The following is a 13123-nucleotide window of genomic DNA, read 5'->3' as shown; positions in this document are numbered from 1 at the left end:
TCCTTTGAAAAAACAGACTTGTCGGACAGGTGAAGCTGCTGCTAGCGTATTTACTTGCTGACTGACAAGCAAGTTAAACTTCTTCCACCTTGCGAGCAGATCCCTATGCAAGCCCTTGATATACGTCCTTGTACACTGAACGCCACCAGCGAAACGTTGCGGGCCGAGGTTCGTACCTTTCTGAGTGAAGTGCTGCGCGACTTCCCCGCCGCCGAGCGCGCCAAAAACTGGAACGGCGCCAATGAACAATTCAGCCGCCAGCTGGGTGCACGCGGCTGGCTGGGCATGACCTGGCCGCGCCAGTTCGGCGGCCATGAACGCAGCGCCCTGGAGCGCTACGTGGTGCTGGAAGAGCTGCTCGCGGCCGGTGCGCCGGTCAATGCTCACTGGATTGCCGAGCGCCAGAGCGGGCCGCTGTTTATCCGCTTTTCGCCGGACAACCTGGCGCCGCGAATTTGCCCGGGTATCGCCCGCGGCGAAACCTACATCGCCATCGGCATGAGTGAACCGGATGTCGGCTCCGACCTCGCTGCAGTCCGCACCCGCGCCGACAAGGTGCCCGGTGGCTGGCGGGTCAACGGCCAGAAAATCTGGACCACCGGTGCTCACCGCGCACAGCACATGGTGACCTTGCTGCGCACTTCACCGCGTGACGAGAGCAATCGCCATGCCGGGCTTTCGCAATTTCTCGTCGATCTGAACGCCCCTGGCATCAGCATTCGTCCGATCCTCAACATGCTCGGCGAACACGACTACAACGAGGTGTTCCTTGAAGATGTGTTCGTGCCTGACAGCGATGTGATTGGCCAACTGGGTGACGGCTGGAAACAGGTGGGCGCGGAACTGGCACTGGAGCGCAGCGGACCGGAGCGTTACCTGAGCAGCACTCAGCTGTACCTGGAAATGCTCGAAGTTGCTGACCCGAACGACGCACGTCATACCGCCGCCCTCGGCCGTGTCGCCGCACGTTATGCCGCATTGCGACAGATGTCGCTCGGGGTTGCCGGCATGCTCGCTCGTGGCGAGAACCCCGCAGTCGCCGCCACGCTGGTCAAAGACCAGGGTGCCCTGCTGGAGCAAGCGATGCCCGACCTTGCCCATGAGTTGTTCGGTGGCCTGCGCCCAGCAGGTTCGCCCCTTGACCAGACCCTGCGTTACCTCACCCAGACCGCGCCGTCCTTCTCGTTGCGGGGCGGCACCCGAGAAATTCTGCGCGGCATCATTGCCCGAGGACTTGGACTACGATGAATTGCCTCGAAACCCTTGGCGCTGACAGCGCCACCCCATCCGAACTGCACACTCTGATTGCCGAGAGTGTCGAGCGCCTGTTCGCCCGCGAGATCAGTGCATCGGCACTGGCCGACTTCGACCGTGATGGCTGCATCGAAGCGCTGTGGCAGCGTGTGGTCGACATCGGCCTGCCCCATGCCCTGGTTCCGGAACAGGCAGGCGGCAGCGGTGCCAGCCTACGTGATGCCAGTGCCATTCTGCGGGCCATCGGTTACTGGCAAGCCCCCCTGCCCCTGGGCGAAACCTTGTTGGCCACGGCCCTGCTGACGCGTGCCGGCCTGGACATTCCCGAGGGGTCGGTCAGCCTGATCCAGGCCGGTCGCCTGGGCGACGTGCAGCTCGATCTGCAAGGGCTCAGCGTCAATGGCCGCGCCGAACAGGTACCGTGGTCGCGCGCCTGCCCGTGGGCGGTGATCGCCGATGACCAGCACATAGCCCTGGTCGATCTGCGCCACAGCAGCGTGGAGCGCAGCGCCGCGTGCAACGTTGCCAACGAGCAGCGCGACACCCTGTGCTTCCAGCGCACGCCCCTGCTGGCCAGTGCCGCGCTGCCCTTGCCGGGGGTGGGGGAACCGGTGTGGCTGCTGGGTGCATTACTGCGTGCCTGCACCTTGGTGGGCGCGTTGGAGTCGGCGCTGGACAAGGCTGTGGGTTATGCCAACGAGCGCGTGCAGTTCGGCAAGCCGATCGGCCGCCAACAAGCGCTGCAGCAACTGCTGGCGCAGATGGCTGGAGCGCTGGCCATGGCGCGCATGGCCACGCAGATCGCCTTGGGCAGCGCCAGCGACTTCCTCGACGGCCAACTGGCAACGCCTCAGCGCCTGCTGTTCGACATCGCTGCCGCCAAGGTCTGCGCCAGCGAAGCTGCCACCCTGGGGTGCTCGGTGGCCCATCAGGTGCATGGCTCGATCGGATTCACCCATGAGCACAGCCTGCACCACGTCACCCGACGGCTGTGGTCCTGGCGCGAAGAGTTCGGTAGCGATGCCCAGTGGGCACAGCAACTGGGCAGTGCTGCTATCGAATCAGGCGCATTGGGTTTCTGGGACGGTCTGGTGGAGCGTGACTTGTGGCGGACACGGCGGGCCTTGGCCTGACGCGCTATTGAGGGTTTGATGTGCGCTGAAGCAACAGGGGACGCTGAGGCCCCCTGTTGCGTTCTGAACTTCGGGTTCAGGCTTCGAGCCGCAGCAACGAGGCATGCTCGTCGTAGGGCTGATAACGTGACTGGCGGTCACGGCAGACCCGGATCATCGCTACCCGCGGGTCACGGGCCAGCACCATACGCCCGCGTCGGGCGATCAGGTGATCGAGCAGTTGCTCTTTTTCTTCCACCAGACACTCCGGGTTACGGGCGTGCGCACTGGTGACGTCCAACTGCAGCCAGTGTGTTCCAGGCACCAGATCACCGGCGAAGATCAACGGACCTGAAGGAGAATCGATTTCCGGCAGTAATTGCCCCGGCGTGTGGCCGTCGCTCAGGTGCAGGCGCCAGCCCTCCCCCAGTAGCTCACAGCTCCCACCCTCGACAAGCTCAAGCCGCTCGCTGTACTGCAACCGCCCGAGAATCTGCGGCACGAACAGGCGGCGGTCACGGGGGTGCGGGTGCCGCGCCCGGTGCCAGTGGCGTGCGCTCACCAGGTAACGCGCCCGGGGAAACAGTAAACGCGGCAGTTCCCCGTCGTCGGCGGCCGCCTGAAGGCGCGAAGACAGCTGTGCATGCAGGTGGCTGAGCAGCACCACATGAATGTCGTGCTCGCTCAGGCCAAGCTTGGCCAGGTCGTCCAGCAAACCATGCCCGTGTTGCTGGCATCGGCAGGTGTTCGGCAGCGGCGCGAGCAGAATGTCGGCGCCGGCCAACAGCAGAATGTTGCGGCCATCTTGCTGCACCAACAGCGCCCGGGAAGGCAGCTCGATCTGGTTGTCATGATCAGGCCTGATCCACTCAGCCCAGACCTGTTGCGGCGTGGAGCCGAACAACACACCGCCATCCATGCGGCGGCCGGGTGCATTCAGAACAGTGAATCTACGGGTCACGGCATCGCCTCCTGGTACCTGTCGCCACCGAAGGACGGCGATCATCGTCTGGCACGACTCTACCCACACCTCCAAAGTGTCGCGCCCCCCGACTCGGGTAGGGACATTTCCCCAGGCCTACCCTAAGGTCCCAAACCTCCCCACCCACAAGAACAAAAACACGCGCCCACGCACCGGAGATCACCCATGTCATCACCGTCCGAGCAGGTTCTGTCGTTTGCTCCGCCGTCCACCGCTGAAGCCGATGCCGTGCTGCGCAAGGCCCTCTGGCGACTGTTGCCATTGCTGTTCCTGGGCTACGTGATCAATACCATCGACCGTGCCAACGTGGCCTTCGCCAAACTGCGCATGGCTGAAGACATTGCCCTGACCGATGCGGCCTACGGCATCGGCGCGGGCATCTTCTACCTCGGTTACATCCTCTTCGAAGTGCCCAGCAACATGTACATGCAGCGGGTCGGTGCGCGTGCCACCCTGGGCCGCATCATGATCCTCTGGGGCCTGGTCACGGTCGCCACGGCCTTCGTCACCACCCCTACCCAATTGATCATCGCCCGTTTCTGCCTGGGCGTGGCGGAAGCCGGATTCTTCCCCGGCATGATCCTCTACCTCACCTTCTGGTTCCCGGCTGCCTGGCGGGCGCGTATCACCGCCGTGCTGCTGATGGCCGCCATGACCGCCGGCATGATCAGCGGCCCACTGGCGGGCATGATCATGAGCCACTTCGATGGCTGGTTGGGGCTCAGGGACTGGCAGGCACTGTTCGTGCTGGAAGGCATCCCGGCCATTCTCCTGGGCCTGCTGGTCTGGTGCTGGCTGGCAGATCGCCCGGCAGACGCCCGCTGGCTCAACGACCGCGAGAAGTCGGTGATCGCTGCCACCCTGTCACAGCAACAGGGCAGCGCGCCGCCACCGGCGCGCCTGATCGAGGTACTGCGCCAACCCAGGGTGTATATCGCCGGCCTGGTGTTCTTCTGTATCTACAGCGGCTCGAATACCGTGTCGTACTGGATGCCCACCCTGATCCGCGGCTTCGGTATAGAAGACCTGAAACAGATCGGGTTGATCTCCAGCCTGCCCTACGCCGGGGCGATTGTCGGCATGTACCTGCTGGCGCGCAGCTCCGACCGCCGCCTGGAACGCCGCTGGCATCTGGCGTTCACCGTGCTGCTCAGCGCCCTGTGCTTTTTGCTGATGGCGCCGGCTCAGGGCCACTTGCTGGCATCGGTGATCCTGATGAGCGTTGGTGCCGCCGCCGCCCTGTCGGCGGTGTCATTGTTCTGGACCATTCCGCCCGCTTTGCTGTCGCCTTCCTGCGCCGCCATCGGCATTGCAGTGATCAGTTGCATCGGCGGCCTGGCAGGCGTGGTCAGCCAGGCGGCGGTCGGCGCCATCAAGTCGGCCACCGGCAACCTGTACCTGGCCTTCGATATGATCGCGATCACGCTGGTAATCGGCACGCTGTTGCTATTGTTTGGCATCCGTGCCGAGCATTTGAATGACACCAAACACTGATGACGGCGCCCCGCGGCGCCGTGCCTCTTTTGAAGGACGCCCTACCATGCATGTCGATGCTGCCATCCGTTCACGTAAATCAGTCCGCCGCTTTCAGCCATGGCCGGTACCTCGCGCAACCCTCGAACAGCTGCTTGAACTGGCAGCCCGTGCGCCCAGCGGCAGCAACACCCAACCGTGGCAGGTTCACGTCATTACGGGCGAGCGCAAGCAAGCGCTGTGCGCCGACATCCTCAGCCATGTGGCCAGTGCCCATGCACCAGACGCGGAATATGCCTATTACCCCGAGCACTGGTTTGAGCCTTACCAGCAACGCCGCCGTGAAGTGGGCTTCGAGCTCTACGAAACCCTGGGCATCGAACGCCACGACAAAGTTGCCCGCCGCCAGCAAGAGCTGCGCAACTTCAGCTTCTTCGATGCTCCGGTGGGGCTGCTGATCAGCCTCGACCGTCGTCTGGGTGCCGGTAGTTTCCTGGACCTTGGCATGTTCCTTCAGACCTTCATGTTGGCGGCCCGGGCACGCGGCCTGCACACCTGCGCCCAGGCCGCCTTTGCCGGTTACCATCAGGTCGTGCGGGCGCACGTGCAGTTACCTGCGGAGCAACTGCTGGTCTGCGGCATTGCCTTGGGTCACGAGGTGCATGATGCGGCGGAAAACACCATGAAAACACCGCGTGAAGCCATTGAAGGTTTCACCAGCTTTCATGGTTTTGCCGATTGAGTGAGGCGGTGCCGGTCGGCACCGCACAAGCAAAAAGGGCGATCCTTTCGGATCGCCCTTTTTGTCGAGATTTGGTAGGCACAATTGGACTCGAACCAACGACCCCCACCATGTCAAGGTGGTGCTCTAACCAACTGAGCTATGTGCCTGCTGTGGGGCGCATATTACGCAGGTATGTACCTGTCGTAAAGCGAAATTTTATAAAAAAACCAAAAAAATCAGCGGCTTTAGTCCTGGGCTGAAATGACCGGTCCCGGACCCGTCACACAATCTGGCAGACACACGCAAACGGATGGCAAGCAGGCACAAGGACGACCTGAAGCGACGACTTAGTATCCGGGCGTACTCATTCGAGTTGCTCGCCGACACTAATAAGAACGGAACCCCGTCCATGTACAAGTCGCCCTTGCTTCACCTCTCCACCCTCGCGTTGCTGGTCTCAGCTGCTACTCAGGTTGGCGCATATGAGCTGTATGCCGATGACAACAGCCACCTGAACGCCAACCTCGAAGCCGTATTCGGTGTGTTCCACAGCCAGGAAAACTACGCGATTTCCGGGCGCCTGAACGAAGGCTCGTCCTCGTGGCGCGAGGGTTACATCAAATATGGCTTGAGCGGTGACCAAGGCCTGGGCGGCGCGGGTAGCGCCTATGGCGCCTTCGCACTGCTGAGTTCGGGGAGTTGGGGCGACGGTGATGCCGCCGGTTTCAGCGATGGCTCCGAGCGCACCACCAAAATCGAAGACGCCTACCTCGGCTGGCGCTCCGGCAACCTGATCCAGGCGCTTGGCGAAAATGGCGTCGACCTGTCGTTCGGCCGCCAGAACATCAGCGTTGGCGATGGCTTTCTGATTCAGGGCGACTCCTTGAACCTGGGTAAAGGCCTGGCCGATGGTGAGTTCAACCGCGGCGGCGCCTACTACCTGGCGGCGCGCAAGAGCTTTGACCAGACCGCCGTGTTGCGCCTCGGTGGCCAGGAAGGCTGGCGCAGCGACCTGATGTGGCTGAAGTCAGACAACCGCGCCCAGGCCAAAACCGAAATGTACGTCGCCACCCTTGAGCACGTGGCCGAAGCCGGTACCGTCGGCCTGACTTACATCGACACCACTGATGTCGATGAGCAGTACGCATCGCCAGCGCAGCTGGAACGCGACGGCATGAAAACCTACAGCCTGCGCGCCACCGGCAACGCCGGGGTGGAAAACCTGTTCCTCTCCGGCGAATACGCCCACCAGGACAAACCCCACACTGCCACCGAAGACGCCTGGTACCTGGAAGCCGGCTGGACCTTCGCCGACGTCGCCTGGTCACCCAACCTCAGTTACCGTTACAGCCGCTTCTCGGAAGGCTATGACACTCTGTTCTACGGCCTGAGCCGTGGCTTCGGCACCTGGTTCCAGGGTGAGGTCGCCGGTAACTATGCCGGCCCGTTCAACACCAACTCGCGCATCCAGAAAGTCGGACTCACCGTATCGCCACTGGAGAACGTGAACGTCGGCGCGCTGTGGTTCAACTACGACACCATCGACCGTGATCTGGGCAACACCGATGGTCGCGAGGTCGACCTGTACGTGGAATGGACCGTCAACGAGCACCTGATGGTCATGCCGCTGGTTGGCCTGTACCAACCGGACAAGAGCGCCGAACAGGGCGGCACCCAACTGGGCAATAACGACAGCAACCTGTATGCCCAACTGGTATTCGCCACCTTCTTCTGATGCCCTTCGGGTGACGGCACCGCCGTCACCCGCAATGGATTGCCCCCTGATCTGAGTGCCTGTCATGCGCCCCAGCCTCCTGACTATCCAGAACAAGATCACCCTACTCGCCAGCCTCTGCTTACTGCTGATCGTCGCCCTCCTCGTTGGGCTGTCGCTGTATCAAGCCGGGCAAAGCAATGAGCAAGTCAAATCCTCAAGCAGCGCCATGTTGGCCAGCGCCGCCGAACGCCATATGCAGGCCCTCGCCCAGGTACAGGCCCTGCAAGTACAACGCACCTTCATGCAGACCCACGAATACGGCCAGGGGCTATCGCGCTACCTGCTGTATTTACGCCAGCGCGCTCAGCACGGCGAACTAGCGCCGCAGCAGTTACGCGAGGAACTGACCCGGCAACTACGCCAAGCCTTGACCGACAAGCCCGACCTGCTCGGGCTGTTTGTCATTTTCGAAGCCAATGCCCTGGACGGCGCAGACAGCCAATTTGCCGGCCAGGCCGAACTGGGCAGCAACGAGGCCGGCCGCTTTGCCCTGTACTGGGTACAGAGCAAGCCCGGCGAGCTGCAACCGGTGATCGGTGACGAGGGCCTGCTGGCCAACACCCAACCCGGCCCCAGCGGTAGCCCGTACAACGCCTTCTACACCTGTGCCCGCGACCGCCAGGCGGCCTGCGTGCTGGAGCCCTACTTCGACGAAGCCTCCGGCACCCGCAAGTTGGTCACCAGCATTGCCTTTCCTCTACTGGAAAACGGCAAGGTCATCGCCGTCATCGGCCTCGACATCAACCTCGCCGCCCTGCAACAGAGCAGCGAGATCAGCAGCCGTGGCTTGTTCGACGGCAACGGCAAGATCAGCATCATCAGCCCGAGCGGGGTGATGGCGGCGCACAGCCAGGATGCCAAGCAGTTAGGCCAACACGTTAACCAGGTACTGGCACGTGATGCCACCGCCGTCCTGAGTGCCTTGCAACACAAGCAAGCCAAAGTGCTCGTCGACCCTACGCAGATCAACGTACTTGAACCGCTTGAGCCCATCGCCGGTGCCACCCCTTGGGGCATCCTGGTCGGCGTACCGCAACACACCCTGCTGGAACCGGCGCAGCGCCTGCAGCAAACCCTGGACCAGCAACGCGACCACACCACCAACCTGGAGCTGCTACTGGGCGGCGGCGCGGCCTTGCTCGGCGTGCTGTTGATCTGGCTGGCCGCCTTGCGCATCACTCGCCCGTTGCAGAGCCTAACCCACATGCTTGAAGACATTGCCCAGGGCGAAGGCGACCTGACCCGCCGCCTGGCTGTGCAATCGCGCGACGAGATTGGCCAGTTGGCCACGGCGTTCAACCACTTCGTCGAGCGTATCCACCGCTCGATCCGTGAAGTGTCGTCGGCCACCCGCCAGCTCAACGAGGTGGCCACGCGGGTGGTCAGCGCTTCCAACTCATCCATGTGTAACTCCGACGAACAGGCCAGCCGTACCAACAGCGTCGCCGCCGCGATCAACCAACTGGGCGCCGCCGCCCAGGAGATCGCCCGCAACGCTGCCGACGCCTCCCATCAGGCCTCGGATGTGCGCCAACTTGCCGAGGAAGGCAGCCAGGTCCTTGCCCGGACGATTTCGGCCATGCACCAGCTGTCGAGCAAGATCAGTGCCTCCAGCAGCACCATCGAAACGCTCAATAGCAAAACCGTGGATATCGGTCAGATCCTCGAAGTGATCAAAAGCATCTCCGGGCAAACCAACCTGCTCGCACTCAATGCTGCTATTGAGGCGGCGCGAGCCGGGGAAGCAGGGCGTGGTTTTGCCGTGGTCGCCGATGAAGTGCGCAACCTGGCCTACCGCACCCAGGCTTCGGCCCAGGAAATCCAGACCATGATCGAGGGCCTGCAGGTAGACGCCCGCGACTCGGTGACGACCATGAACGAAAGCCAAAACCACAGTGCCGACAGCGTGGTGATCGCCAATCAGGCCGGTGACCGCCTGGGTAGCGTGACGCAGCGCATCGGCGAGATCGACGGGATGAACCAGTCAGTGGCCACCGCCACCGAAGAGCAAACCTCGGTGATCGAAGCCCTGAACATGGACATCAACGAAATCAACACCCTCAATCAGGAAGGCGTGGAGAACCTCAACGCCACCCTACGCGCCTGCGCCGACCTGGAACAGCAGGCAGCCCGCCTGAAACACCTGGTGGACAGCTTCCGCATTTGAACCCACGCTCAACCCGCAGCCCCTGCCCGCCCGACGAAAGGCGCGTGCTGGCAGAGGCAGCCGACTGGCACAGGTACACAATGGGTTGGCAGACACAACAATGCCCCTTGTCTGCCCTCAAGGCAGACTAGACCAGTACAAACTTGCCAATACTTTCGCGTTCCGCCAAATCCAATAATTAAGGGAGCCCCCCTGATGCGAATAACCAGGATCCTTGCTCAAACCACACTGGCTCTTGGTGTGTCACTGGCCGGCGTGCACATGGCCCATGCCGAGCTGCCCGCTGACAAAGGCATCGGCCAGACCGTGTTGCCCTTCCCGCCTTCGCCGCACCGCGCCTACATGATCGACGTCGAATTTGACAGCTTCGTCGCCGGTCGCGTGATCGTGATTGACCCGGACCAGAAAAAATTCCTCGGTATGGTCAGCACCGGTTTTGCCGCACCCTCGACCCTGAGCCGTGACGGCAAGCAGTTGTACAGCGCCGACATTTTCTACTCGCGCGGCACTCGCGGCACTCGCACCGACGTGCTGACCGCCTGGAATACCTCCACGCTGTCTCCTGACTGGGAGCTGGAAATTCCGTCCAAGCGTTCCGAGTCGCTGACCCAGCGTTTCGGCCTGTCCACCAGCGCCGACGACCGCTTCGTTTACGTCTACAACTTCACCCCGTCCACCTCAATCACCGTGGTCGACACCCAGGCCAAGGCCGTGGCCGGCGAAATCGCCATTCCCGGCTGTGTGCTCAGCTACCCGGTGGGCAAACGCCGTATTGCTTCGCTGTGCGGTGACGGCAGCATCCAGTTGCTGACCCTCGACGACAGCGGCAAAGAAACGGCCCGAACCCAGACCAAGTTCTTCGACCCGAACGCCGAGAAACTGGTCGAGCGTGCAGTGAACGTTGGCGATACCTTCTACTTCACCAACACCACCGGCACCGTGCACACCCTGGACCTGTCCGGTCCGGAAGCGAAAATCCTGCCGACCTGGTCGCTGGTCAGCGACGAAGAACGCAAGGCGGGCTGGGCGCCGGGTGGCTGGCAGCTGCTGGCGGTGGCACCTAAACTCAATCGTCTGTACGTGCTCATGCACGATGCCCACGAAGCCATGAAGTGGGAAGACCCGAGCAACACCATCTGGGCCTTCGACCTGAAAACCCAGAAGAAGATCGCCACCCTGAGCACCGAGGGCGCGCCGATCTGGAGCCTGCAGGCCACCAGCGATGACACCCCATTGCTGCTCGGCATCAACGTTGGCGGCGGCATGGAGATCTTCGACCTCAAGAGCAACAAACACACCGGCACGATGGAAAAGCTGCATAAAACCGCCACACAAATTCTCAGTCACTGAGTGAGGTGAGCCCATGCACATCGATCCGATCTTCATCATTGCCAGCGCGATCACCATTGCGGTGATCCTGGCCAGCGCCGCGACTCACAAAGTCCGCGCGCCGGCCCGCTTCGCCGGGCAACTGGAAGATTACCAGTTGCTGCCCAAGGTACTGGTCAAGCTGATTGCCCGAGGCCTGCCGCTGGTGGAAATCGGCGTGGCCTTCGCCTTGCTGGTTCCGGCCAGCCGGCCGATCGCTGCGCTGCTGGCCGCCGGCTTGCTGGCGCTGTATGCAGCCGCCATCGGCATCAACCTGTGGCGCGGCCGTGCTGACATCGACTGCGGCTGCTCTGGCCCCGATCAGGCGCAACCGCTACGCCCACTGCTGCTGGCCCGCAACAGCGTGCTGGTGGTACTGGCGCTGACCGCCGGTATCACCCCGCAGGCACGCGACCTTGGCTTTTTTGACGGTTTCGTGGTGATCGCCGCCAGTACCGTTCTGCTGCTTGTTTACGCTGCTGCCGAAGGCCTGCTGGCCAACGGCCCTCGTCTGTTCAAACTTATTGGAAGGTGAATTATGGAAGGCCTGATCGTCTCCAACATTCTGCTCTGGGCACTGCTGATCGCCGTGTCTTTCGTGATCATGGGTCTGGTACGCCAGATCGGCGTACTGCACTCGCGCCTGGCGCCCGCCGGCGCACTGATGGTCGACAAAGGCGTTGCGGTCAACGAACCCGCGCCACAAGTTACCGCGTCTGATCGTAACGGCCGCCCGGTCAACTTCGGCTATGCCGGTGAGAAAGCTCAACTGCTGTTCTTCCTCTCGCCAACTTGCCCGATCTGCAAGTCGCTGCTGCCGGCGATCAAATCGATTGCCAAAGACCAGGCCAACCGCCTCGAGGTGGTGTACGTCAGCGACGGCGACATGGACGCCCAACAGAAGCTGATCCAGGAACACAAACTCGAAGGCGCCACCTACGTGGTCGGCCCGGAAATCGGCATGACCTACCAGATCGGCAAACTGCCGTATGCAGCACTGATCGACCAGAACGGCGTTTTGCGTGCCAAGGGTCTGGTCAACTCGCGCGAACACCTGGACAGCCTGTTCGAAACCGAGCACCTGGGCAGCGCCACCCTGCAGCAGTACCTGCATGGCAACGGTAGCGACCATACGCACGCGCATGACCACAGCACTCCACACTCCCACGCATAACGATAACCAAAGGAGAGGCCCATGAAACTCCTCGACCGCCTGTTCGAGCGCTCCACCCGCCACGTTGCTGACACCACCTCGCGACGCAAACTGCTTGGCCGCCTTGGTTCGCTGATGATCGCCGGTGCTGCCCTGCCGGTACTGCTGCCGATCGACCGCACCAGCAAGGCACTGGCCGCCGACAAGCCGATGGCGGGCGACCCGGGTGACCCGAACAGCTGCGACTACTGGCGTTACTGCTCGGTCGACGGCTTCCTGTGCGCGTGCTGCGGCGGTAGCGTGAACTCCTGCCCACCCGGCACCGAAGCTTCTCAGGTCACCTGGATCGGCACCTGCCGCAACCCGGCCGACGGCAAGGACTACATCATTTCCTACAACGACTGCTGCGGTAAGCACAGCTGCAACCAGTGCGCCTGTACCCGCAACGACAGCGAAGAGCCCGCGTACCGTCCGTTCAACAACAACGATGTGAACTGGTGCCTGGCGGCCAAGTCGCACATCTACCACTGCACCGTGTCGATCATTCGCGGCGTTGCGATCTGATATGGCCCGGACCCTGCGCTCTTTACTGATCGTCGGTCTGACCTGTGCCATGGCCGCTCCGCTGGCCATGGCGCGTGCCATTCCTGATCCGAACCAGAAGCATGCCCCGGGCAACGAAGCGGTGCAAACGCCAATCGCCGAAGCTGGCTACAGCACTGCGGTGAACTACCAGTTGCAATGCGCGGGTTGCCACCTTGGCGACGGCAGTGGTTCCAAGGCCAATGATGTACCGCGCATGAAAGACTTCGTCGGCAACTTCCTCAAGGTTGACGGCGGTCGTGAGTTTCTCGTGCGGGTGCCCGGCATGGCCCAGTCGGCGCTCAACGACGACCAACTGGCCATGCTGATCAATTGGCTGATGCGCAAAGACGGCATTGCGGGCAACAGCACACCCGAGCATTTTCAGCCGTACACCGGTGAGGAAGTGGCCGCGGTGCGGCGCCAGGCGTTGCTCAACGTGCCGACGGTGCGCGTCGGTCTGATCTCGCAGATGCGCGCCAAGGGCATCGCGATTGAAGATGGCATGAGTTACTGACCTTCCGGCGGCCT

Annotated in this window: 12 protein-coding genes, 1 tRNA gene and 1 pseudogene; 12 read left to right on the top strand and 2 right to left on the bottom strand. The window is 62.4% G+C overall.

Annotated features, from left to right (window positions below; genetic code table 11):
- The first annotated feature begins 105 nt into the window (after positions 1–105).
- Both E1573_RS18800 and E1573_RS18795 read left to right on the top strand, forming a co-directional pair.
- Positions 106–1248 (top strand): acyl-CoA dehydrogenase family protein, encoded by a 1143-nt coding sequence (locus tag E1573_RS18800; RefSeq protein ID WP_133216083.1) that lies wholly within the window; start codon positions 106–108, stop codon positions 1246–1248.
- The gene (locus tag E1573_RS18795; protein ID WP_133216082.1) at positions 1245–2387 is read left to right on the top strand and encodes an acyl-CoA dehydrogenase; all 1143 of its coding nucleotides are present in this window, start codon (positions 1245–1247) and stop codon (positions 2385–2387) included. Before E1573_RS18800 ends, E1573_RS18795 begins: the two co-directional genes overlap by 4 nt.
- 76 nt (positions 2388–2463) lie before the next feature.
- On the opposite strand, the gene E1573_RS18790 is transcribed toward E1573_RS18795, so the two are convergent.
- Complete coding sequence (locus E1573_RS18790) at positions 2464–3285, bottom strand: MBL fold metallo-hydrolase (RefSeq protein ID WP_133216191.1); 822 nt, start codon at positions 3283–3285, stop codon at positions 2464–2466.
- A 228-nt stretch (positions 3286–3513) separates the two neighbouring features.
- Here E1573_RS18790 and E1573_RS18785 point away from each other — a divergent pair, with 228 nt between their 5' ends.
- Both E1573_RS18785 and E1573_RS18780 read left to right on the top strand, forming a co-directional pair.
- The gene (locus tag E1573_RS18785; RefSeq protein ID WP_133216081.1) at positions 3514–4842 is read left to right on the top strand and encodes an MFS transporter; all 1329 of its coding nucleotides are present in this window, start codon (positions 3514–3516) and stop codon (positions 4840–4842) included.
- A gap of 46 nt (positions 4843–4888) precedes the next feature.
- A complete protein-coding gene (locus E1573_RS18780; protein ID WP_133216080.1) occupies positions 4889–5563 on the top strand; it encodes a nitroreductase in 675 nt (224 codons plus the stop codon).
- Between the two features lie 72 nt (positions 5564–5635).
- On the opposite strand, the gene E1573_RS18775 is transcribed toward E1573_RS18780, so the two are convergent.
- Positions 5636–5712, bottom strand: a tRNA-Val gene (locus E1573_RS18775).
- 242 nt (positions 5713–5954) lie between these two features.
- Here E1573_RS18775 and E1573_RS18770 point away from each other — a divergent pair.
- The 8 genes and pseudogenes from E1573_RS18770 (at position 5955) to E1573_RS18740 (ending at position 13109) form a co-directional block, all read left to right on the top strand.
- Positions 5955–7280: a hypothetical protein gene (locus E1573_RS18770; protein WP_133216079.1), complete on the top strand. Its 1326-nt coding sequence runs from the start codon at positions 5955–5957 to the stop codon at positions 7278–7280.
- 64 nt (positions 7281–7344) lie between these two features.
- Positions 7345–8631, top strand: a pseudogene (locus E1573_RS27270) (HAMP domain-containing protein); the annotation flags it as partial.
- Positions 8632–8724: 93 nt separating this feature from the next.
- A complete protein-coding gene (locus E1573_RS27265; RefSeq protein WP_371925194.1) occupies positions 8725–9489 on the top strand; it encodes a methyl-accepting chemotaxis protein in 765 nt (254 codons plus the stop codon).
- A gap of 195 nt (positions 9490–9684) precedes the next feature.
- Entirely contained in the window at positions 9685–10839 is a 1155-nt protein-coding gene (locus E1573_RS18760; RefSeq protein ID WP_133216077.1) for an amine dehydrogenase large subunit, read from the top strand.
- A 13-nt stretch (positions 10840–10852) separates the two neighbouring features.
- Complete coding sequence (locus tag E1573_RS18755) at positions 10853–11392, top strand: MauE/DoxX family redox-associated membrane protein (protein ID WP_133216076.1); 540 nt, start codon at positions 10853–10855, stop codon at positions 11390–11392.
- Between the two features lie 3 nt (positions 11393–11395).
- Positions 11396–12031 (top strand): methylamine dehydrogenase accessory protein MauD, encoded by a 636-nt coding sequence (gene mauD, locus E1573_RS18750; protein WP_133216075.1) that lies wholly within the window; start codon positions 11396–11398, stop codon positions 12029–12031.
- A gap of 21 nt (positions 12032–12052) precedes the next feature.
- Positions 12053–12574, top strand: coding sequence for a methylamine dehydrogenase light chain (locus tag E1573_RS18745; protein ID WP_133216074.1), 522 nt, complete (start codon positions 12053–12055; stop codon positions 12572–12574).
- 1 nt (position 12575) lies between these two features.
- Entirely contained in the window at positions 12576–13109 is a 534-nt protein-coding gene (locus tag E1573_RS18740) for a cytochrome C (protein WP_371925192.1), read from the top strand.
- The last annotated feature ends 14 nt before the right edge of the window (positions 13110–13123 follow it).

Origin of the sequence: Pseudomonas sp. H9, from assembly GCF_004353925.1 — a bacterium.
GTDB lineage: Bacteria > Pseudomonadota > Gammaproteobacteria > Pseudomonadales > Pseudomonadaceae > Aquipseudomonas.
Note: the sequence above shows the minus strand (reverse complement) of the source record. Positions and strands in the feature narration are given on the sequence as shown.